This window comes from Amycolatopsis sp. NBC_00348, from assembly GCF_036114655.1.
GTDB lineage: Bacteria > Actinomycetota > Actinomycetes > Mycobacteriales > Pseudonocardiaceae > Amycolatopsis.
This window is the reverse complement of record NZ_CP107994.1, coordinates 3,770,906-3,792,048: the sequence shown is the minus strand read 5'-3', so window position 1 is coordinate 3,792,048 and position 21,143 is coordinate 3,770,906. Positions and strand designations below refer to the sequence as shown.

Annotated in this window: 22 protein-coding genes; 11 read left to right on the top strand and 11 right to left on the bottom strand. The window is 72.0% G+C overall.

The genetic code is table 11. The features are described from left to right. The first annotated feature begins 179 nt into the window (after nucleotides 1-179). Complete coding sequence (locus OHS58_RS16260) at nucleotides 180-740, top strand: hypothetical protein (RefSeq protein WP_247064520.1); 561 nt, start codon at nucleotides 180-182, stop codon at nucleotides 738-740. An 84-nt stretch (nucleotides 741-824) separates the two neighbouring features. Here OHS58_RS16260 and OHS58_RS16255 read toward each other — a convergent pair whose 3' ends face one another. Beyond that, the gene (locus tag OHS58_RS16255) at nucleotides 825-2,420 is read right to left on the bottom strand and encodes a multicopper oxidase family protein (RefSeq protein ID WP_328648831.1); all 1,596 of its coding nucleotides are present in this window, start codon (nucleotides 2,418-2,420) and stop codon (nucleotides 825-827) included. Continuing rightward, entirely contained in the window at nucleotides 2,417-2,830 is a 414-nt protein-coding gene (locus OHS58_RS16250) for a hypothetical protein (RefSeq protein WP_328648830.1), read from the bottom strand. Before OHS58_RS16250 ends, OHS58_RS16255 begins: the two co-directional genes overlap by 4 nt. Before the next feature lie 107 nt (nucleotides 2,831-2,937). Here OHS58_RS16250 and OHS58_RS16245 point away from each other — a divergent pair, with 107 nt between their 5' ends. Then, nucleotides 2,938-3,654, top strand: a complete 717-nt coding sequence (locus OHS58_RS16245; protein ID WP_326949027.1) for a TetR family transcriptional regulator — start codon at nucleotides 2,938-2,940, stop codon at nucleotides 3,652-3,654. 1 nt (nucleotide 3,655) lies between these two features. Here OHS58_RS16245 and OHS58_RS16240 read toward each other — a convergent pair whose 3' ends face one another. Continuing rightward, entirely contained in the window at nucleotides 3,656-3,997 is a 342-nt protein-coding gene (locus tag OHS58_RS16240; RefSeq protein ID WP_328648829.1) for a hypothetical protein, read from the bottom strand. A gap of 26 nt (nucleotides 3,998-4,023) precedes the next feature. After that, nucleotides 4,024-4,617 (bottom strand): SRPBCC family protein, encoded by a 594-nt coding sequence (locus tag OHS58_RS16235; RefSeq protein WP_328648828.1) that lies wholly within the window; start codon nucleotides 4,615-4,617, stop codon nucleotides 4,024-4,026. Nucleotides 4,618-4,708: 91 nt separating this feature from the next. Here OHS58_RS16235 and OHS58_RS16230 point away from each other — a divergent pair, with 91 nt between their 5' ends. After that, nucleotides 4,709-5,356 carry a TetR/AcrR family transcriptional regulator gene (locus tag OHS58_RS16230; protein WP_326953796.1) on the top strand — a complete coding sequence of 216 codons (648 nt, stop codon included), beginning with the start codon at nucleotides 4,709-4,711 and terminating at the stop codon, nucleotides 5,354-5,356. A 689-nt stretch (nucleotides 5,357-6,045) separates the two neighbouring features. On the opposite strand, the gene ligA is transcribed toward OHS58_RS16230, so the two are convergent. Together ligA and OHS58_RS16220 are read right to left on the bottom strand one after the other, a co-directional pair. Beyond that, entirely contained in the window at nucleotides 6,046-8,037 is a 1,992-nt protein-coding gene (gene ligA, locus OHS58_RS16225; RefSeq protein ID WP_328648827.1) for an NAD-dependent DNA ligase LigA, read from the bottom strand. A 10-nt stretch (nucleotides 8,038-8,047) separates the two neighbouring features. Next, nucleotides 8,048-8,938, bottom strand: coding sequence for a LysR family transcriptional regulator (locus tag OHS58_RS16220; protein ID WP_328648826.1), 891 nt, complete (start codon nucleotides 8,936-8,938; stop codon nucleotides 8,048-8,050). 29 nt (nucleotides 8,939-8,967) lie between these two features. Between OHS58_RS16220 and OHS58_RS16215 the strand changes: the two genes are divergently transcribed. Next, entirely contained in the window at nucleotides 8,968-10,113 is a 1,146-nt protein-coding gene (locus tag OHS58_RS16215) for an FAD-dependent oxidoreductase (RefSeq protein WP_328649819.1), read from the top strand. Between the two features lie 137 nt (nucleotides 10,114-10,250). Beyond that, nucleotides 10,251-11,294, top strand: coding sequence for a class I SAM-dependent methyltransferase (locus tag OHS58_RS16210; protein WP_328648825.1), 1,044 nt, complete (start codon nucleotides 10,251-10,253; stop codon nucleotides 11,292-11,294). A 47-nt stretch (nucleotides 11,295-11,341) separates the two neighbouring features. On the opposite strand, the gene OHS58_RS16205 is transcribed toward OHS58_RS16210, so the two are convergent. Continuing rightward, nucleotides 11,342-11,473 carry a hypothetical protein gene (locus OHS58_RS16205; protein WP_326949034.1) on the bottom strand — a complete coding sequence of 44 codons (132 nt, stop codon included), beginning with the start codon at nucleotides 11,471-11,473 and terminating at the stop codon, nucleotides 11,342-11,344. A 139-nt stretch (nucleotides 11,474-11,612) separates the two neighbouring features. Between OHS58_RS16205 and OHS58_RS16200 the strand changes: the two genes are divergently transcribed. After that, entirely contained in the window at nucleotides 11,613-12,206 is a 594-nt protein-coding gene (locus OHS58_RS16200) for a hypothetical protein (protein WP_326949035.1), read from the top strand. Nucleotides 12,207-12,219: 13 nt separating this feature from the next. After that, nucleotides 12,220-12,609 carry an ester cyclase gene (locus OHS58_RS16195; protein ID WP_328648824.1) on the top strand — a complete coding sequence of 130 codons (390 nt, stop codon included), beginning with the start codon at nucleotides 12,220-12,222 and terminating at the stop codon, nucleotides 12,607-12,609. An 8-nt stretch (nucleotides 12,610-12,617) separates the two neighbouring features. Here OHS58_RS16195 and OHS58_RS16190 read toward each other — a convergent pair whose 3' ends face one another. Next, nucleotides 12,618-13,199, bottom strand: a complete 582-nt coding sequence (locus OHS58_RS16190) for a TetR/AcrR family transcriptional regulator (protein WP_328648823.1) — start codon at nucleotides 13,197-13,199, stop codon at nucleotides 12,618-12,620. A 68-nt stretch (nucleotides 13,200-13,267) separates the two neighbouring features. On the opposite strand from OHS58_RS16190, the gene OHS58_RS16185 reads away from it, so the two are divergent. Beyond that, nucleotides 13,268-14,833, top strand: coding sequence for an FAD-dependent monooxygenase (locus OHS58_RS16185; RefSeq protein WP_328648822.1), 1,566 nt, complete (start codon nucleotides 13,268-13,270; stop codon nucleotides 14,831-14,833). Here the strand turns inward: OHS58_RS16185 and OHS58_RS16180 are convergent. Beyond that, nucleotides 14,814-16,814 (bottom strand): glycoside hydrolase family 31 protein, encoded by a 2,001-nt coding sequence (locus OHS58_RS16180; protein WP_328648821.1) that lies wholly within the window; start codon nucleotides 16,812-16,814, stop codon nucleotides 14,814-14,816. The genes OHS58_RS16185 and OHS58_RS16180 overlap by 20 nt on opposite strands. A gap of 163 nt (nucleotides 16,815-16,977) precedes the next feature. Between OHS58_RS16180 and OHS58_RS16175 the strand changes: the two genes are divergently transcribed. Further along, entirely contained in the window at nucleotides 16,978-17,742 is a 765-nt protein-coding gene (locus OHS58_RS16175) for a CPBP family glutamic-type intramembrane protease (RefSeq protein WP_328648820.1), read from the top strand. 13 nt (nucleotides 17,743-17,755) lie between these two features. On the opposite strand, the gene OHS58_RS16170 is transcribed toward OHS58_RS16175, so the two are convergent. After that, nucleotides 17,756-18,169 (bottom strand): MarR family winged helix-turn-helix transcriptional regulator, encoded by a 414-nt coding sequence (locus OHS58_RS16170; protein ID WP_328648819.1) that lies wholly within the window; start codon nucleotides 18,167-18,169, stop codon nucleotides 17,756-17,758. A gap of 71 nt (nucleotides 18,170-18,240) precedes the next feature. Here OHS58_RS16170 and OHS58_RS16165 point away from each other — a divergent pair, with 71 nt between their 5' ends. Continuing rightward, nucleotides 18,241-19,143, top strand: coding sequence for an alpha/beta hydrolase (locus tag OHS58_RS16165; RefSeq protein WP_328648818.1), 903 nt, complete (start codon nucleotides 18,241-18,243; stop codon nucleotides 19,141-19,143). Here OHS58_RS16165 and OHS58_RS16160 read toward each other — a convergent pair. Next, a complete protein-coding gene (locus OHS58_RS16160; RefSeq protein WP_328648817.1) occupies nucleotides 19,123-19,641 on the bottom strand; it encodes a winged helix-turn-helix transcriptional regulator in 519 nt (172 codons plus the stop codon). The genes OHS58_RS16165 and OHS58_RS16160 overlap by 21 nt on opposite strands. 93 nt (nucleotides 19,642-19,734) lie before the next feature. On the opposite strand from OHS58_RS16160, the gene OHS58_RS16155 reads away from it, so the two are divergent. Next, nucleotides 19,735-21,117, top strand: coding sequence for an MFS transporter (locus tag OHS58_RS16155; protein ID WP_328648816.1), 1,383 nt, complete (start codon nucleotides 19,735-19,737; stop codon nucleotides 21,115-21,117). Nucleotides 21,118-21,143: the final 26 nt, after the last annotated feature.

Below are 21,143 nucleotides of genomic sequence, written 5' to 3'. Positions count from 1 at the left end.
TATTCGCCACGAACGGACATCGAGTGGTGTAGACGACCGGCGACCGGATTGGTTACGGTTCGCGGACGTGTCGATCAGTTGAGATTGCTCACTGCGGTTTCCGGCCGCATCCGGTTTTCGATGGGGTCTTTCGGTGCATTCCTAGCAAGTCGAATTCGGACTTCGAAAGGAGCACAACAGTGAGAATCGGAAAGCTCGGCCGCTCCGCGGTCGTCGCCCTGCTGGTCACGGCTCTCGTCGGCTTCTTCGCCGGTGCGGGCACGGCTTCCGCGGCTCCGGCCCCGGCGGCCCAGGCCGCTCCGGCGCTGACCGCGCCGATCACCGGCACGTTCACCGACGCGTCGGGCGGCACCGGCACGGCGGTCGGCAGCTTCACGCCGACCGGCTTCACCACCGATGGCACCAGCACCCTCGCCAACGGCGTCGCCGACCTGACCATGGTCGACTCCGCCGGCCAGCAGGTCGGCACCGTTTCCCAGGCCGTCACCGTTCCGGTCGGCGTCGCCGCGGCGTCCTGCCAGATCCTCGACCTGGTGCTCGGCCCGCTCGACCTCGACCTGCTCGGCCTGGTCGTGCACCTGAACCAGGTGCACCTGAACATCACGGCCGACGCCGGTCCCGGCAACCTGCTGGGCAACCTCCTGTGCGCGATCGCGGGCCTGCTCGACCCGGGCCCCTTGAGCAACCTGCAGGCGCTGGTCAACTTGCTGAACCAGATCCTCGCGATCCTCGGCGGCTGACCATCCACATCGGACACCCCGGCTAGACGGGGGTGACGGAACGGCCCACCCGGAAACCCCGGGTGGGCCGTCGTCGCGTGCGCGTTACTCCGTCGAGAAGTCCGCCATCATCGCCATGTCCTCGTGTTCGAGATTGTGGCAGTGCAGCATGTACCGGCCCGCGTAGTCGGTGAACTTCACCGCCACCTCGACCGCCTCCGAGGGGCGGACGTCGACCGTGTCCTTCCAGCCCGCGTCGTACGGGCCCGGCGCGTGGCCGTTGCGGCTCAGCACCTGGAAGTGGTTCAGGTGCAGGTGCACCGGGTGGTGGACGTCGCTCGTGAAGCGCCAGATCTCCGTCGTGCCCAGCTTGGCGCGGGCCAGGTCGCGGCCCGGCGTGTACGGGGCGCCGTTGATCGTCCAGGAACCTGAAGACTTCTGGAACAGGAAGTCCCGCGTCGTGGTGGCGCTGGTCCGGTTCAGGACGGCGACCTCCGACAGCTTCGCCGGGACGTGGCTGTCGTCGGCCACCCGGCCGTCGGTGCCGACGTCGAAGCACATCACCTCGGCCGTCGCGCCGGAGCCGAGCTTGTTGACGAGCCGGACGCGGGTGCCCGGCGCGTAGCGGGCGAAGTCGATCACGACGTCGAAGCGTTCGGCGGGGGAGACGTCGATGCTGTCGTGCGTCAGCGGGCTCGCCAGCAGGCCGCCGTCGCCGCCGATCTGGACCAGGGCGCCGCCGCCCGGCGGCTGCGGGTCCAGCGCCAGCGAATACCGGCGGGCGTTGGAGCCGTTGAGGATCCGGAAGCGGTACCAGGCGCGGTCGGCGCGCAGCACCGGCCACGGCGCGCCGTTGACGAGGATGACGTCGCCGAGCACGCCGTCCATGTAGGCCGGTGAGACGCCGGGCAGTTGCTGGCCGCCGGCGAGTGCGGGGTAGGTGAAGCTGCCGTCCGCGCCGAACGACCGGTCGCAGATCATCAGCGGGATGTCCCGCTTCCCTTGTGGTAGCGGCAAAGCCGCCTCTTCGTCGTCCGTCACGAGGTGGAACCCGGCCAGTCCCTGCCACACGTTGGCGGCGGTGAAGCCCATCCGGTGGTCGTGGTACCAGAGCGTCGCGGCGCGCTGGTCGAGCGGGTACGTGTGCGTCCGGCTGGTTTGCCCGCCGCCGGTGTCGATCTTCGCCATGCCCGCCATCGCCGACATCGCGGCCATGCCCGGCGTGGCGCTCGTCTGCTCGCCGCCGACGGGGTGCACGAGCTCGGTGGGGTAGCCGTCGCTGTCGGCCGGGGTGTGCCCGCCGTGCAGGTGCACCACGGTCGGGTGCGGCAGCTGGTTGGTGTGCTTCACGACGGCCTTGCGCCCGGCGGGCGTTCGCAAGGTGGGGCCGGGAAAGCTGCCCTGGTAGGTCCACGCCTCGGTGGTCAGCCCGGGCAGGATGCCCAGCGACGCCGGGCGCTGGACGATCTCGTAGAAGTCCGTCGTCGCGTCGCTGCGCACCGGCGCGAGCACCGGCGGGATCGGCAGTTCGGCGCGGAACGCCGTCGGCACCGGGGCCCGGCTCGACAGCAGCAGCCCGGGCTGGCCGTCGGCGAACAGCTCGCGCAGGAACGGCGTCCCGGCGACGGCGAGCGCGCCGGCGCCGGCCAGGGCCACGGTGCCGACGCCGAGGAAGCGGCGACGGCTCATCCCGGGGCTCACGCCGGGACCCCGGCGTAACGCGCCACCGGCTGCTTGGCCCACGAGAGCATGACGATCCGCACGACGAGGTAGAGCAGTACGGCGCCGAGCGGCACGTGGACGGCCAGGTCCCGGGTGAAGCCCAGCACGATCTGCGCGGCGCAGAGCACGAGCGCCAGTGCGGCGAACAGGGCGGGGCGGCCCGGCCCGCGGCCCCCGCGCCACACGACCAGCGCCGCCGCCAGCGTCGGCAGCAGGGCCAGCGCGAAGAGCATGCCCGACATGCGGTGTGCGGACAGCATCGAATAGTGGCCCTGCAGGAAGGCGCCGGCCAGCACCGGCTGCAGGCAGGCGAGCACGGCCGCCACGACGGCGCTCGCCCGGAGCAGCAGGAGCGCGCCGCGGCTGATCGGGTTGTGGACAGGGTCCATCACAAGACTCGTTTCTCCGTGGGGACTTCGGGAGGAAGCAACCAGTCTTCGGTCACTGAAAAATTACTGTAGCAGAAAATATCCGGGCGGTGCACTAAGCTGGTGCCATGAGTCCGCGAACGGTGAACTGGGCGGCCTCGCGCACCCGGCGCAACGGGGAGCCCGAGGTCGAGGGACTGCGCGAGCGCAAGAAGCGGCTGATGCGTCAGCAGCTCTCGGACACGGCGACGGAGATGTTCGTCGAGCGGGGCTTCGACGCCGTGCGCGTGGCGGAGATCGCCGAGGCGTGCGGGGTGTCGGAGAAGACCGTCTTCAACTACTTCCCGACCAAGGAGTCGCTGATCCTCGACCACCCGGACGCGGCGCTGACCGCGTTGCGGTCCGACCTGGCCGAGCCCGGCGTGTCCCCGGTCGAAGCGACGTTGCGGATCCTCGCGGAGGAGCGCGCCGCCGTCCTGTCCTGGCTCGCGGAGCAGGACGACCCGGCCGAGGCGGTCACGAAGTCCCGGCGGTTCGGGCTGTTGATCGCGACCACGCCGGCCCTGCGCGCGCACCGCCTGGAGATGACCGAACAGCTCGTCGTGGTCGCCGCCGAGGCGCTGGCCGAGCGGGCCGGCACCACCCCGGACGACCCGGAACCGCGGGTGCTGGCCACCGCGCTCGTCGCGCTCTGGCAGATCCAGTTCCGGTCGATGGCCAAGCACCTCGACGTCACCCGCACGGCCGAGGAGGTCGAGGACCTGGTCTCGGCCGACGTCGGGCGCGCGGCGGGACTCGTCGAAGCCGGGCTCGCGGCGCTCCCGGAGTTCGCGGGCGAGGCCTGAGCTACTTCGTGGTCGAGCGCCGCCGGGCGACGTGGTGGGCGATCGCGGTCGCGACGCCGACCGCGGTGAACACGCCGGTGGCGACCGGGCTCAGGAACTTCGACAGGCTCGGCGCGTCGCTCGGGCCGAGCAGCCAGAACGCGAGCGAGCCGGCGTAGACCGCGGTGAGGGCGGCGGTCGGCCAGCGGACGGCGCGCAGGCGGGGTTCGCGCAGCGTGCCGATCAGCATGACGATGATCGGGATCCCGGAGAGCAGGGCGAACTGCCCGGCGACGAAGACCGGGACGGTCCAGGCCGCGACGAGGACGGCGAGCGAGGTCTTGCGGGCGGTGGCGGTGGTCATCGGTTTCTCCTGACGGTTGCGGGGTTTCAGCAGGCTTCGGCGGTCGTCTTGAGCGCGGCCAGCCAGGCGTCGAGGCCCGGGGCGAGGTACTGGATGGCCGTGGCCGGGTCGGCTTCGATCTGCTTGCCGGTCCAGCTCTCCTCGGTGCGGACGAGGACGCCGCCGCGCACCGGCGTGAAGTTCCAGACGTGGACGCCGCGGTCGATGCTCAGGCCGTCGCCGATCGCCGGCCCGGTCCAGCGGATGCACCGGCCGGGCGTGACCTGCTGGACGGTCGAGGTGATGACGAGGGTCGTCGCGGGGGTGGTGGGCGTGGCCGGGGCCGGGGTGGTCCACCGGAACCGCGAGCCCGGCCGCAGCGGGCCGGGGTCGAGCCGCTTCACGCTGGTGACGGCGTCCTGCCAGGACGGCCAGCCCTCGACGGCGGTGTGCAGTTTCCAGACGGTGCTCAGGGGCGCCTTGATCAGCGTCTCGGTCCGGTAGTGGAGCTGGGCGGCGGGGTCGATGCCGGTGCCGTGGCAGGTCAGGCTCGTCGCCGCTTCGGCCGGGGTGGCGGCGGTGACGCCGAACATCCCGGCGGCGGCCAGCGGGATCGCGATCAGCGCGGAACGGAAGCTCATCGGGTACTCCTTGTTAGTGGTCGTCGTGTTGGTTAGAAGCTATAACTACGTTGGCGTGAGTGTCAATAGTAAAAGTGATAGCCTCTAACTCATGACGGACCCAGCTGGTCAGAGCCCCCGTGAGCGGTACCGGGCTCAGGTGCGCGCGGAGATCAAGCAGCACGCGTGGGAGCAGATCGCCGCGGCGGGCGTGCCGGCGCTGTCGCTCAACGCGATCGCCAAGCAGGTGGGCATGAGCGGCCCCGCGCTGTACCGCTACTTCGCGAGCCGCGACGAGCTGATCACCGCCCTGATCCGCGACGCATACCGAAGCCTCGCCGACACGGTCCGCGCGGCCCGCTCCGCAGGCGCGGACCTGGCGGCATTGGCCCACGTCGTACGGGACTGGGCGCGGAGCGACCCGCAGCGCTACTTCCTCATCTACGGCACCCCGGTCCCGGGCTACCACGCCCCGGACGACATCACGGCGATCTCGTTCGAGGTCATGACGGTGCTCCTGGACGCGGCCGGCGTGCTCCCACAGGACCGCGCGTCGACCCCGTTCGACAAGCACCTGGAGACCCACCGCGACTGGGCCGCAGACCACCCGGCGGGGGCCGCGACACTGCACCGAGCGCTGGCGTTCTGGACCCGCCTGCACGGCGTGCTGTCCCTGGAACTGGCGGGCCACTTCGCGGGCATGAAGTTCGACCCGGACCTGCTGATAGACGAGGAACTCAAGGCCCTGCTGGAAAAGTGACCGTCAGCTTGCGGGCGGGTTGTCGTGAGTGTTTAGGAGGGTTAGAACCCTCCTAAACACTCACGACAACCAGCGACAGAACTCGACGGCCGGATGGTCGGCCTCGCGGCCTCGCGACCGCCCCCGGCGAACATGCCCGCCGGGGGCGGTCAGCTCGCCGCCGAGAGCGGCCGACTCGCCGACCGACGCGGCCAACCCGCCGCCGGGAGCGGAAGGCGCGCCGCCGCAAGGGGGCTTGGTCGGCTGCCCAGGCCAAAGCCGTGAGGGGCACCCTCATGGCTCTTGTGTCCCTGAGGGTGCCCCTCACGACAACCGGTCCGACGGCCCGCGGCTGGCACGCCGCCGGGAGCGGCCAACGTTGACTGGAGCGGCCAGCGTGCTGACCGGCGCGCCCAACATGCCGTCAGGAGCGGTAAGGCGCACCGCCGGGGGTGGCCAGCGTGCTGCCCGGCGGGCCAACATGCCGTCGGGAGTGGCAAAGCGCGCCATCGCACGGAGCCGGTCGGGTCGCCAGGGCAAAGCCGTGAGGGGCACCCTCATGGCTCTTATGTCCCTGAGGGTGCCCCTCACGGCAGACCGATCGACGGCCCGCGGCCGACAAGCTGCCGGGAGCGGCCAGCGTGCGATTGGAGCGGCCAAATTGCCGCCGGGAGTGGCCACCGCGTGGGCCGGGCGGCCGCGACCCGGGGCTAGACGATGCCGGCGTTGATCAGTAGGGGCCAGATCTCGCTCTGGTCCATTACCTCTACTCCTAGCTTCTCCGCCTTTGTCAGCTTGCTCGCTCCGACGTCGGCGCCCGTGATGAGCAAGTCCGTGGTTGCCGAGACTGAGGATGCCGTGGTGGCGCCCGCTTTTTCGCACAGGCGCTGGAATGTCGGGCGGGGGACCTTCTCGCCCGAACGCGGGTCGTTGATGCCGCCCGTGATCACCACCGTCTTGCCCGCCAACGGGGCGCCCGCCGCTACTACCGGGGGGAGGTCCTCCTCGCGTACGTCCAATGACACTCCCGCCTCGCGCAGCCGCTCGAGTTCCGGGCGCAGCCGGGTGAGGTGCTCGATCAGGGACGTCGCCACCTTCGGGCCGATGTCTTCCACCGCGACCAGGCCATCTAAGCCCGCGTCCGCTACGTCTTCCAGGGAACCGAATCCGGCTCGGCACAGGCGGGCGGCGGTGCCTTCCGACGCCATCGGGATCGCCAGGCCGATCAGCGCTCGCCGTAGGCCGACCTGGCGGCTCGTGTCGATCGACTCGATCATCCTGGTGGCCGAGACCTCGCCGATGCGGTCGTACTCCAGCAGGGTTTCCTTGGTCAGCCCGTAGAAGTCCGACGGCTGCTCCAGGATCCCCGTCTCCGCCAGCCGTTCGATCCAGACGCCGCCGATGGCGTCGATGTCCGCCGCGGCGCGTGATGCCCAGTGGATCAGCCGCCGGACGGTCTGGGCGGGGCAGGAGACGTTGGTGCAGAACAGTTCCCGGCTGTTGCCCTGCTCGGTCAGTGGATGGCCGCACGACGGGCACACCGTCGGAGGCACGATCTCCTGCTCCGCGCCCGTGCGCTTCGACGCGTCGAGCACCCCGGCGACGAACGGGATCACGTCACCGGCGCGGCGCACCAGCACCGTGTCGCCGATCTTGATGCCGCGGGCGCGGATGACCTCCTGGTTGGCCAGGGTCGCACGGGTGACCGTGGTGCCGCCCACGAACACCGGCTCCAGCCAGGCGACCGGGGCGATCTTGCCCGTCTTGCCGACGTCCCAGACCACATCGGACAGCACCGTGGTCTTCTCTTCCGCGGCGAACTTGAACGCCAGCGCGCCACGGGGTGAGCTCGACCGGGTGCCGGCGGCTGCGTAGGCGTCCCGGTCGGCCAGGCGCAGCACGGCGCCGTCGAGGTCGTAGTCCAGGTCGTTGCGCTGCTGCTCGATCGTGGTGATCACGTCTTGCGCCGCCTCGGCCTCCGTGCAGCGCCGCATGTCCGCGGCGGTGAACCCGAGGGACGCCAGTGCGCTGCCGAGGTCGGTTTCCGCGCTGTCGGGGTCGGTGTAGAGGTCGAAGGCGAAGAACCGCAGGTTCCGGCCGGCGACGGTGGCCGGGTCCTTGGCCCGCAGCGTGCCCGCGGCGGCGTTGCGCGGGTTGATCAGCGGCTTGTCCGGGTGCGCGGTGTTGTAGGCGGCGAAGGTGGACCGCAGCATCACGGCCTCGCCGCGCACCTCGACGCGGCCCGGGGCGTCGACGCGGTCCGGGATGCCGTCGGTCAGCGCCCGCACGAGCTTCGTGACGTCGTCGCCGGTCGTGCCGTCGCCGCGGGTGATCGCGCGGGCCAGCCGGCCCTTCTCGTAGACCAGCGCCAGCGACAGGCCGTCCAGCTTCGGCATGACGACCACCGGCTGGCCGGGGAAGCGCTCGAAGAACGCCACGACCTGCTCCGGCCGGGTCGCCTTCTCCAGCGACAGCATCGGGCGCGAGTGCCGGATCGGCGCGTGCAGCACCGCGGGGGCGCCCACCTGGTCCAGCGGGTTCGGGTCCGGCGCGAGGTCCGGGTTCGCCTCGATCAGGCCACGCAGCTCGTCCTCGACGGCGTCGTACTCCGCGTCCGCCACCGTGGGCGAGCCCCGGTAGTAGGCGTCGCGCATGACGACGATCCGATCGGCGAGTTCCTGGATGCGTTCCCGAGCGTTCACGCACCAGACGTTACCGGGGACCACCGACAGAAAGGACGTCCCGGATCGTGTCGCGCAACCACGTGTGGGCACTGTCGCGGTCGTGGCGGGCGTGCCAGGCCAGCACCGCGGGGATCGCCGGCGTCGGCACGGGAAGCGGCCACCCGCGCAGCTCCGGGCCGAGCCGGGCGGCGGCCATCCCGGGGACGACGGTGACGAGCTCGGCGGTGGTGACGGCGGCCAGGGCCATGGCCAAAGTGGGCACGATGAGAGAGACGCGCCGGGCGGTGCCGTGCGCCTCCAGGACGTCGTCGATGCGGTGACGACGGCGGCCGCGGCGGGAGACGACGACGTGGGGCAGCGCCGTGAACCCGGCCGTCGTCGCCGGGTCGACGGCGAGGTCGTGGCGGCCGGCGGTGACCAGGGTGTCGGTCAGGACGGTCGCCGAGCGCACGTCGGCGGGGTGCGTCGTCTCGTCGGTCAGCCGGACGTCGACGGTGCCCCGGCGCAGCCCGTCGGCGTCCGTGTCCGCCTCGCCGAGCACCCGCAGGCAGACGCCCGGGGCCGTCGCCGCGACGCGGGCGATCAGACGGGGGACCAGCGCGCCCGCCACGACGTCGTTGCACTGCAGCGTGAACGTGCGGTCCAGGGTGGCCAGGTCGAGGTCGGTCCCCGCGGTGAAGATCGTCTGGGCGCGTGTGACCAGCTGGTGCACTTCGTCGCGGATCCGCTCGGCGTAGGGCGTCGGCAGCATCACCCGGCCGGCGCGGACGAGGATCTCGTCGCCGGTCGCGCGCCGGATGCGCCCGAGCGTCCGGCTCATGGCCGGCTGGGAGAGGTGGAGCCGGTCCGCGGCGGCGCCGACGCTGCCTTCGTCGAGCAGGGCGTCCAGCGCGACCAGCAGGTTCAGATCAAGATGCACCCAGGTAATGCTACAGATAGCGAACATGCATTTGCCATCATGACGTCGTCGTCCTTGACTGGAGGCAGGAGCGAACGAAGGAGCGGGACATGCACACTGTGATCGCCGGGGGCGGCCTCGTCGGGCTCACCACCGCCGCGGCCCTGCGGCGGATCGGGCACGACGTCACCGTCCTGGAGCAGGCGCCCGGGATCCGGGCCGCCGGGGCCGGGATCGGCTTGTGGGCCAACGCGATCCGGGTGCTCGAAGACGCCGGCGTCGACGTCCGCGCGCTCGGGCAGGAGATCAACGCGTGGTTCTTCGACCCGGCCGGGAAGCCGTTGCGCGCCAAGGGGTACGACGACAGCGATCACCGCTTCCTGCTGGTGCCCCGGCCGGCGTTGAACACACTGCTCGCCGACGTCATCGGTCGCGACCGGATCCGGCTCTCCGCCCGGCTGACCGGGTTCGAGGACCACGCGGACGAGGTCGTCGTCCACCTCGACGGCGGCGAGAGCCTGCACGCCGACCTGCTGATCGGCGCCGACGGCGTGTACTCCCGGGTCCGCTCGGGGCTGCTGCCGGGCACCGACGCCCAGGCGCACGCCGGGCACTACGCGTGGCGCGCGATCGTGCGGGCCGGGGACGAACGCCCCGAAGGCACCGTGCTGACCATCGGGACGGACGGCACGCGAGGCGGCTACACCCGCGTCGCCGACGGGCAGACCATGTGGATGGTCAACCAGTTCGAAGCCGGTTCGCTGTCGGGGAGCAAGCGCGACCGCGCTCTGGCACGCGCCCGCAACCTCGCCGAAGCGGGCTGGCACGACGAGCTGCTGCGGATGATCGCGGCCACCTCCGAGGACGCGATCCTCGAGAACCGGATCATGCTCGTGCCCCCGCTGCCGCGCTGGACCGGCTCGCGCGTGGCGCTCATCGGCGACGCCGCCCACGGCCTCTCGCCGCACATCGCCGCGGGCGGCACCCTCGGCGTCGAGGACGCCGGCGTGTTGCGGACCGCGCTGGCGTCAGCGGACTTGACCGAGGCCCTCGAGCAGTACGAACACGCCCGCATCGCCCGGTTCGAGCGGGTCCGGGAGTTCTCCGCCGCGGTCGAAGCAGCCACCGGTCCCGCCGGGTTCGCGGCGCGGTACGCCGCGTTCAGCCACTGGATGCTGACCACTACACCGGTCTGAAGGAACGGAACGCAGTGGGCACGATCCGAGACGTCCGGTCACCCGAACGGCTTTTCTTGCCAGAATCGGGATATGGAGATCACGACCAGCAACGCGTCATACGTACTGATCGACGATGCTCGCACCCGGGGTGAGGCGTGAACACGACAGCCGCCACGTCCTACCGCGACGCGAAAGCCCACTACACCTCGCCCAAGCGCCGGGATCCGGTGAAGACCATGCTCGAAGAGGTGGTCACGCACCGGGTCCTGCGCGACGCCGTCGACCTGGCCCGGCGCGGGCCGGACGAGCCGCTGCGGGTGGTCGACATCGGTGCCGGCACCGGCGACGGGCTCGCGCTGCTCACCGAGCCGCACGGCGACCTCGCCCCGGTGACCGACGACAGCCGGCTCGCCTACCTCGGCGTCGACCTCGACCCCGGCATGGTCGAGACGGCGCGCTCGCTGCACGCCGGGCGGCCCGCCGAGTTCGAGGTCGCCGACATGCGCGCCGAGCTCCCCGCCGGCGACTTCGACCTCTACTTGTCTTGCGGGGTGCCCTATTCGCACCTGCCGCACGCCGACACGATCGACGTCTTGACCGGGCTCATGCGGCGGATCGTCGAGACCCGCGACAGCGCCGTGATGATCGTCGACGTGCTCGGGCGCTACTCGGTCGAATGGACGCCGCGCTGGCCGGAGACGCGCTGGGCGTACAACATGAGCTTCTTCGAGGGGGCGAACGAGACCGTCCACGACCAGATGAGCTTCTACGACCGGGGGTCCCTCGACGACGCCCTCGTCCAGGCCGCGATCGGCGCGGGCGCCCGGCTGGGCGCGGTGACCTTCACCGACCGGTCCGTGCTCGTCGGCCGGCACACCGCCACCCGCGCGTTCAACCAGGCGATCCCGCCGTACCGCACGCTGCTCAACGAGCTCGCGCGCGGCACCACCGACGTCGCTCCGGCGCAGCTGCGGTTCACGCCGCCCGCGGGGGAGGTGCCGGCGCGGGTCGAGGCGTTCTTCGCGGCCTTCGCCGAGCGCTGGAACGGCGTCCTCGCGGCGGCGGAGCTGCGCTCACCGGAGCAGGCGAAGCGGCTCGCGCAGGCGTTGTTCGCGTGTGAACAGCAGTCCCAGCAGGGCCTGGGAGTCGGCCACTCGCTGATGGCCACGGTGGTCGTCGAGCGTCCGGCCGGCGGCTGAGCCGGGGGCGCGGGCCGGCCACCGGAGTGGACGGCCCGCGCTCGGGCTCACTGGCAGGCTTCGCAGTCCGGGTCGTCGATGCGGCAGGCGGCGCCGTCGGTGAGCGGGAAGTCGAAGTCGTCGAGCACGGGCACGACCGGCGCGGTCGACGCCTCGGGCGGCGTGGTGGTGGCGGACATGGCACTCCCTCGGATCGAAACGCTTTCTCTACTGTTCAGCGCCGAAGATCGACAGGCATTCCGTGACGCGCGCCACACGGTCCCGCTCACCGAAACACGTGTGCGCGGGCGGTCGCCGGTCTTTGCTAGCTTCCCGGGAATGCGCGCACGGGTTCCGTTTGCAGCTTTTGTCCTGGTGCTGGTGATGTCGCTGCTCGGGACGGCGAGCGCGTCAGCCGCCGGCTCGTGCGAGTGCGCGACGCCGTCGATCGACGGCTACCAGCAGTGGCTCGCCAGCGGCGAGGGCACGACGGTGCCGGCGACGGGCAGCCTGCTCGTGCGCGACCACGGCCGGTACGCGGCGAAGGTGAGCTTCCTCAACGCCGAGTGGCACGTGGCCGTCCTCTGGCTCGGCAACCAGTTCGAGGCGCAGGCCGACCTGTCCCGGTCGGCGGGCTTCCGGCTGACCTACAGCGCGACCGACGACCTCTACGTCCAGCTGCGCCCGGCGTCGCACTGGAGCGGCGGCGACAAGTGGCTGACGCTCGTGCCCTCGACGCACGGCAAGGTCGTGACGAGGTTCTTCAGCTTCGCGCCCCGCGCCTGGACGTCGCTGCCCGAGCTGGGCACGCCGACGTACTCGTTCGCCTCGGCGCTGACCGAGGCCCGCGGCCTGGTGTTCGTCGGCAAGACGCCGAACGTGCTGGCCTTCCGCGGCCTGCGCGTCGACGGCTACCGGCCGCCCTGTCTCTGAGTATCGTGGCCGGGTGGGTACGGATTCCGGCAACGTCGCGCGGATGCGCGCGTTCGTCGAGCAGGTGCACGAGGGCAGCCGGGTCGAGCTGATCGACGACTTCGTCCACCCCGATTTCCGGAACCGGTCGGCGAAGAACGGCCTGCCGGACGATCGCCGGAGCGTGGCCGCGGTCACGCGGGCGCTGCACACCGCGTTCGCCGGCCTGAAGGTCGAGATCGTGCACTGCGTGGACACCGATGACGTCGTCGCCACCCACAAGATCTACCGCGGGCGGCACGTCGGCGAGTGGCTGGGCACGCCGCCGTCGGGCCGGGGCGTCGAGTTCCGCGTGATGGACTTCGTGCGGATGCGCGACGGGCAGTTCGTCGAGCACTGGTCGGTCCTCGGCCCGTTGCAGTAGCGCCGGACTCAGCGAGAGGCCGGCCAGCCGTGGTCCAGGATCGCGAACGCGGCTTCGGCCGTCGCGACCGGATCCGCGGCCCGCATCGCCAGCGCTGACGTCTCCAAGGCGAAGTGCGCCAGCGCGGCGCAGCCGGGATCGTCCTCGGGGGCCCCGGTTTCCGTGGCGAGAGCCCGCCTGAGCGCGTCTTCGTGGCGCATCCACATCCGGTGCCAGTACCGGCTCAGTGCGGGCGTCCGGTGCACGAGGTCCAGGAACGCCGACGCGCCTTCGGTCGCGGCGCCCAGCCGGACGCGGGCGAGCGTGTAGTCCCGAAGCGCGTCCAGTACCGAGGTGCCGGGCGCGCGGTCGCGCACGGCGGCGATCAGGCCCTCCTCGACATCGCCGTCCCGGTCGAAGACCAGGGATTCCTTGGTGGGGAAGTGTTTCTGCAGGGTCGTGGTGGACACGTCGGCGGCCTCGGCGATCTCGCGGACGCCGACGTCGTCGAACCCGCGCTCGAGGAACAGTCGCAGGGCCGCGTCGGCCAGCGCCCGGTGGGTGGCCGCCTTCTTGCGCTCGCGCCGGCCCGGCCCGGTCTCCGTGGTCATGGCTTGACGATATCACTAGTTGCACGGTGTACTGAGTTGTACCGTGTCACTTTTAGAGGGAGTCTCCCATGACCGCACGTGTCCCCGTCCTGATCAGCGGCGGCGGGATCGCCGGCCTGACCACCGCCCTGCTGCTGCGTCGCGAAGGGGTGTTCCCGGTGCTCGTGGACCGGCGCGACGGCTCGTCGCCCCAGCCGAAGGCGCGCCGCTTCAACCCCCGCAGCACCGAGATGTTCCGCCTGCTCGGCCTGGCCGACGAGGTCGACGAGGCGAGCGCGCCACTGGCGGCGTTCAGCCAGGTGCTGACCGGCCCGACGCTCGCCGCGGCCCGCCCGCGGGAGCTGACCGACCTGCTGCGCGCCCGGCGGGGGCAGCAGGGGCGGATGCCCGAGCTGAGTCCGGCACCGAACGTCCTGTGTCCCCAGTCCGTGCTGGAACCGCTGCTGCGCCGGGCCGCCCAGGAGCGTGGCGTGTCCGTGCGGCTCGGCACCGAACTCGTGTCGTTCACCCAGGACGACTACGGGGTGACGGCGGTGCTGCGGCCGGCGGACGGCGAGCCGTACGAGCTGGCCGCGGACTACCTGGTCGCCGCCGACGGCGCCCGCAGCCCCGTCCGCGAGGCGCTGGGCATCACCCGCGGCGGCCACGGCCACCTCGCCGACAACCTCGACCTCCACTTCCGCGCCGACCTCACGGACCTGGTGCGGGACAAGCCGTTCAACCTGTGCCAGATCGAGAACCCGGTGGCCTCGGGCGCGTTCCTCTCGGTCAACGGCACCGACCGCTGGCTGTTCTCCACCGCCGACTTCCCCGACGCGGGCACCCTCGGCGACGGCGACTGGCTGGACCTCCTGCGGATCGTGGTGGGCGTGCCGGACCTCGACGTCGAGCTGCTCGGCCGGTCACCGTGGGAGTCCGCGATGCGCGTGGCCGACCGGTTCGCCGACGGCCGGGTGTTCCTGACGGGCGACGCCGCGCACGTGATGCCCCCGATGGCCGCGGCCGGCGCGAACACGGCCGTCGCCGACGCGGCCAACCTCGCCTGGAAGCTCGCCGCTGTGCTGGCCGGGAAGGCGGCCCCGGCGCTGCTCGGCACGTACGACACCGAACGCCGTCCGGCCGGCTACGCGATCGCCGAGGCGTCCAGCACGGTGATCGGGCACGTGGGCGACATGCTGTCCGCCTTCACCAAGGGCGGCGGGCTGCCGGGCGACCCGATGACGACGATGTTCGGCACCCAGTACGCGGACGGCGCGTTCGTCCCGGACGGCCGCGACCCCGCGCCCGCCGACCACTACGCCCCGGCGGGCCGCCCCGGCACCCGCGTCCCGCACGCGTGGCTCGACGCGGAGACGTCCACTGTGGACTACGCCGGGCCGGGTCTGACGCTGCTCACCGGCCCGGACAACGGCCACTGGATCGCCGAGGCCGACCGGCTCGGGCTGCGGTGGGCCTCGGTGCCGCACGACGGCTGGCTGGCTGAGGTCCGCCTGCCCGCCGACGGTGCGTTGCTGCTGCGGCCCGACGTCGTGGTCGCGTGGCATTCGACGTCGGACACGTCGCTGGCCGACGCGCTCACGCGGGTGCTCGGTTCCCGCGTGAGCGCCGGTCAGCTCAGCGGGACAGCGCGGTGATCAGGCCGGCCGAACCCGCGGCGCCGAGGCGCACGAACATCGGGGTGGTGCCGAGCGGCGCCGGGTAGCCGCGCAAGGTGCGCCCGCCCAGCTCGACGCGGTGGGTGTTCGGGTCGAACCACAGGCCGGCCGGCAGGACGACGTCGCGCGACGTGCCCGCGGTGATCATCGGCGCGGCGAGCAGGGCCGGGCCGAGCAGCCACTCGTCGTCGATCGTGTCGAAGCGGTGGTCGACGGGGAAGTCGAAGAAGACCGGCCGCATGATCGGCGTGCCGTCCGCGACCGCCTGCTTCACCTGCGTCTGCAGGTAACCGGCCAGCTTCGCGTGCGTGCGCACCGCGTCGGCGTACAGACGGGCGGTGTCGGCGGGGTAGGTCACCGGCTTGCCGGTGGTGGTGTCGACGGTCGTCACCGGCGACGTCGAGGCGTACATCAGCGGCATCAGCGACGCCGCCTGCGCCCAGCGCACCAGGACTTCCTCCGACGGCGGCGGCATGCTCTCGGAGCCGCCGATCATGTCGGTCTCGACGAACGGGTAGCCGTCGGCGGAGATCGCCGAAGCCCGGCGCAGGGAGGTGCGCAGGCCGTCCCACGTCGTGTCCGCGTCGACCGCGCGGATGACGAAGCCGTAGCGCTGGTTGCCCCAGTGCGTGCGGATGCCGGCGCCCTGCTGGTCGAAATGGTCGGTCATGTCCGCGCCGAGCTTCTGGTAGTCCTGCGGCGTCAGGCCGTTCGACGTCGCGCAGCTGTCGTCGAAGAACCGGGTGTCGAACTTGAAGCCGTCGACGCCGTAGTCCGCCATCAGCGTGCGCAGGTTGCCGGTGTACCAGTCGCGGGCCTGCGGGTTGCCGAGGTCGATGATCCCCGCTGTGCCGTTCCACCACGTCACGGTGCACGGCTCGGCGGGGTTCGCCTTCGCGTGCAGCAGGTAGCCGTGGTCGCGGGCGTACCCGTAGTTCGCCGAGTCGAGGTTGATCCAGAACGTCGTCCACAGCCCGAACTTCTGGCCCATGCCGTGGATGTCGTCGACGAGCTTCTTCGGATCGGGGAACGTCTTCGCGTCGAAGGTCAGGTTGCCGTAGTTCGACTCCCACTTGTCGTCGAGCTGCACGGTGTGGCCGGCGACGTTCGCGGCCTTCAGGTCGCGCGCCCACGCGACGACCTTGTCCTGGTCGATGTTCCGGTAGTACTGCGCCCACGAGTTCCACAGTGGACTGGCGTACTCGGCGTCGGTCGCGTCGCTCTTCTCCGGCTTGCCGACTTCGCCGATGTAGTCGTCGTAGACCGCGCGGCGGCTCGACTCGACGAACACCGTGCTCGCGTACTCCGCCGACCCGGTGACGGTGAGGTCGGCGCGTCCGTTCGCCAGCGCGACCTTCATCGGCTGCGCGGTGCGGACGTACACCCCGATCGACTTCGAGGTGTAGAAGTACGGCTCCTGCATCATGTAGCTGGCGGGGGAGAACTCCGGCTCGTCCACCGCGCCCGCGGAGAGCGGGTACGGCTGGGGCGTGCCCTCGCTCGTCTCCCCGCCGCCGTACCAGTGCCCGGACGCCGCCAGGTCGAAGTGCGTCGCCCGGTCCCCGGCCGGCTCGCCGGCCACCGACCAGCTCAGGTCGAACCGGTCCGCGTGCGGCGTCAGCCGCAGGGTCACGGTCCTGCCCGCGGTGCTGTCGGCTTCGACGACCACGGTCGCGCCCTGCTTCGAGACGGACCGCACGCGCGTCGCCACCGCGGCGCCGAAGGTGAACGCGTCCGGCGCGGTGCGCAGCAGGGTCTCCCCACCTCGCGAAACGCTGACGCCGAGGTGGGCGGGGTCGACGCGCACCTGGTAGCCCGGGGCGTCGCCGCTGCGTGGCACCGAGAAGGTCCCCGCCGTGAGCCGGTCCGCCGCCGCGGGCGCCGCGAGGGCTCCCGTGAGCGCCAGGGCGACGGCGCCGCACAGCAGCCGTCGAGGGGTTCCGCTTAGCCGTCGATGCACTCGAGCCTCCGGAAAGTGCGAGAAACTGCTCGTTACCACGTCCATTCGCGCATGAGTAAGCATGACAGGCTGATGGGGTTGCTTGTCAAGAGTTCGCGAGACCCGCGCCGCTGGGTCATGATCGGGACCCGAGCCCGCGGGGCTCCCGGCGGAGTGGAGTCGTATGTCGTCGCAGCCTGTCAAGGCCGGGAGCCGCGCGCTGCCGGTGTGGGCGTACCTCGCCCTGGTCGTCGGGTACGTGGTGGTGACCGGGCTGATCGGCTGGGCGGCGACCGCCGGGATCGACGTCGCGTACGCCAGCCCGACCTCGCTCGACGAGGTCTGGCGCAGCCTCACGCTCCCGGTCGGCATCGGGCTGGTGCTGGTCGCCGTGGCGATCACGGCGCTGCGGTGGTGGCGGCCGGTGCTGACCGACGACCGGCCGGTGCAGCGCTGGGTGGTCGCCGTCCCGGTGATCATGGTCGTGGCGATCCTGCTCGCGACCGACTACGCCGGGCTCGCCGACCGCGGCCTCGGCTTCACGCTGCTGCTCCTGCTGAGCGCGTTGTTCGTCGGCTACGCCGAAGAGGCGCTCTTCCGCGGGATCGGCGTGACGGTCTTCCGCGCCCACGGCTTCTCCGAGGGCAAGGTCGCGCTGTGGTCGTCGGTCGTCTTCGGCGTCGCGCACGCCGCGAACCTGTTCTCCACCGGCCCGAAAGCGCTCGTCCAGGTGCTGGTGGTCGCCGTGGCGGGTTACTTCTTCTACCTCGTCCGGCGGCGCACCGGCGGGTTGCTGCTGCCCGGCCTGCTCCACGGGCTCTGGGACTTCTCGCTCATCTCGTCCGCGGTCGTCCCCGGCCGCGCGTACGTGGGTCCCGGCGCGAGTGTGCTCGCCCTGGTGGTGCTCACGGTGCTCGTCCTCGTCCGGCGACGCCGGATCGAGCTGTGACCCTCGGCCAGGCTCAGTCGTCGAGGGTGTGGTCGAGCAGGGCGAAGAGCTGGTCGAGCTGCTTGCGGCCGAGCTTGCGCAGCGGGCAGGCGGCGTCCAGCGCCGCGAGCGCGGCCTCCCGCGCCTCGCGGCCCTCGGGGGTGAGGGCGAGGACCCGGAAGCGGCGGTTCGACGGGTCTTCGGTTCTGGTGAGATAACCCAGCTCCACCAGGCGTTCGGTGGTGAACGTGAGGTTGGACTTGGTGCTGTCGATCCGTTCCGAGATCGCCTTCATGGTCGGCGGCGGCTCATCGGGGTCGATGGCCCACAGGACGTAGACCGTCGGCATGGTCAGGCCGAGTGCGTCCAGCGCCGGCTCCGCGCCGCGGGTCGTCGTCGTGACGATCTCGTAGAGCGCCTCGAGCGGTGACCGGTGGGGAAGTCGCATCCGATGATCCTACAACGCTGGCACGGTACAGCGCTTGAACTCGATGGTTGAGCGCTGGTACGGTTCAAGTCATGAACAGTCAAGTGGCGGTCGAGCGCGTCCGGTTCGCGTCATCCGAAGTGGACCTGGCCGGCGACCTCTTCCACCCCGCGTCCGAAGTGGACGGTCCCCGGACGGCCGTGGTCGTGGCCGGCGCGTGGCGCACGGTCAAGGAACAGATGCCTGCGCAGTACGCCCGGGAGCTGGCCGCCCGCGGGTTCTCCGCGCTGGCGTTCGACTTCCGCTCGTGGGGCGCGAGCGGCGGCCGCCCGCGGTCCATGGAGGATCCCCTGGCCAAGGCCGACGACCTGGGCGCGGCCGCCGGGTACCTGGCCGCGCGGTCCGACGTCGACCGCGTCGCCGGCCTGGGCATCTGCGCGAGCGGCGCGTACCTGGCCTCGGCGGCGGCGAAGACGTCGCTCTTCTCGTCACTCGCCCTCGTGGCGCCCGCCCTGCCCGGCCGCGAGACGGTGGTGGCCAACCTCGGTGGCCCGCAGGGGGTCGCCGCTCTCCGCGGCGCGGCCCGGGAAGCGCGGGAGCACTACGAGCGGACGGGGGAGGAGCGGCTGGAACCGGCGGTGCCGCGCACGGACGAAAGCCTCCCCGCCGACTACTTCGCCGACCCCGCGCGCGGCGCGATTCCCGCGTGGGACAACACGTTCAACCCCGCCTCGTGGGACCAGTGGCTCGACTACGACGCACAGGCGTCGGCGTCCCGGCTTACCGTGCCGTTGCTCGTGGTGCACAGCGACGCGGCGGCGAGCCCGGAGAGTGTCCGCGAGTTCGTCGCCTCGGTGCCGGGGCCTGTCGAGCAGCGCTGGCTCGAGGGCGTCACCCAGTACGACTTCTACGACCGGCCGGGTCCGGTGAAGACCGCCGCCGACGCCGTGGCGCGGCACTTCACCGCGGTGCCCTCAGTGCACCGGCAGCAGTAGCGGCCGCGGCTCGGCCAAGGCCGCCGTGATCGGGCTGTCCTGTGACGACGGCGGCGGCAGCCCCGGGCCCGGGGTCATCACCGTCTCGGCGACCGGCACCTGCGCGCCGCACGTGACGCACGCGCCCGCCGGGGTCACCTCGCCGCCGCAGGAGGCGTGCACGAACACCCGCCGGCGGCCTTCGGGGGCGTAGAACTCGTCGCCCCAGGCCGACAGGGAGCGGACGACCGGCCACAGCGCGAGGCCCTTCGCGGTCAGCTCGTACTCGCTTCGCTTGCCCGGCCCCGGGACGCGGGTCATGACCTCTTCGCGGACCAGGAACTCCAGCCGTTCGGTCAGCACCGCGCGGGGGGTGCCCAGGTGCTCCAGGAAGTCGCTGAACCGCCGGACGCCGAACACCGCGTCCCGCACGATCAGCAGCGTCCAGCGCTCGCCGACGATCTCGAGGGCGCGCACGATCGAGCAGGCCTGGCCGGTGTACTCGCGGGGGAGTGCCATGCGCCCCAGTGTGCCACAGAAAGGTTCGGTGAACGAACAAACCGTGCTAGCCTCCGGGCGAAGAGTTCGGTCACCGAATCAACTGGAGTCCGCATGGACCGCCGCCCGGCCGCTGTGCTCGTCGCCTCCGGCGGCGGCACCCTGCTCGCCATGTTCGTGTTCACCGCGCCGCTCTCGATCGTCCCGTCGGTGGCCCGCGGGCTCGGCGCCGGCGCGATCGCGACGTCGTGGATCCTCAGCTCGATGAGCCTCGGCCTGGCGGTCGCCCTCCTGTCGGCCGGCGCGATCGGCGACGACTTCGGCCGGCGGCGCGTGTTCGCGGCCGGCGGGGCGGTGCTGGCCGCCGGGTCGCTGCTGTGCGCGGTCGCGCCCGGGCCGCTGACCTTCATCGTCGGCCGGGTCGTCGAAGGGCTCGGGGCGGCCGCGCTGATCGCCTGCGGTCTCGCCGTGCTCGGCCACGCCTTCCCGGACGCCGTCGGCCGCGCCCGCGCCACCGGGGTGTGGGGCGCGTGCCTCGGCGCCGGTATCGCGATCGGCCCGGTGGCCGGCGCGGTCCTCGACCTCGCCGCCGGCTGGCGCGTGCTCTACCTCGTCACCACCGTGCTGTCCCTCGGCGTCGCCGTGCTCGGCCGGGTCCTGCTCGACGAGTCCGTCTCGGGCCGGGCGCGCAAGGTCGACGTCGCCGGCTCGCTGCTGCTCGGCGGCGGCCTCGCGGCCCTGCTCGCCGCGCTCACCGAAGGCCGCCAGGGCTGGACGAGCCCGCTGGAGGTGACGCTCCTCGTCGCCGCGGTCGTCCTGCTCGCCGTGTTCTTCGCGCACCAGCGCCGGGCCGAGGGCGGGATGCTCGACCTCACGCTGTTCCGCCGCCCGGCGCTGCTTTCGGCGACGACCGGCGCGTTCGTGGCGGGCGGCGGCGTCACGGCGTTGATGGCCTTCCTGTGCACGATGCTGGAGAACGGCCTGGCGTTCACCCCGCTGACGGCGTCGCTCGTGGTGCTGACCTGGTCGGCGACCAGTGTGGTCTCGGCGCTGCTGACCCGGCGCCTGCCCGCGGCGTTCTCCGGCGGGGCGCGGCTGAGCGCCGGCCTGCTGGTGGTGGCCGCCGGCCTGGTGCCGCTCGCGTTCGTCACCCCGGGCTCCGGCGCGGGCCCGCTGCTCGGCGGGCTGCTGCTGGCGGGGCTCGGCACCGGCGTGGTGAACGCGTCGCTGGGCCGGGAAGCGGTGGCGAGCGTGCCGCCGCACCGGGCCGGGATGGGCAGCGGCATCAACAACACCAGCCGGTACGTCGGCGCGGCGCTGGGCGTCACCGTGGTGACGGTGCTGGCGGTTCACCCGTCGGCGACCCCGGCGACGGACCTGGTCGCGGGCTGGAATGTGGCCGTACTGGTGGGAATCGCGCTGTCGGTGGCCGGCGCGGCGGTCATCGCCGCCCTGGGCGCGGCGGCGAAACGCGCCGGGGTTCCGGTCGCCGGGTAGCGCCGGCGGTCATCCGTACACGGGAG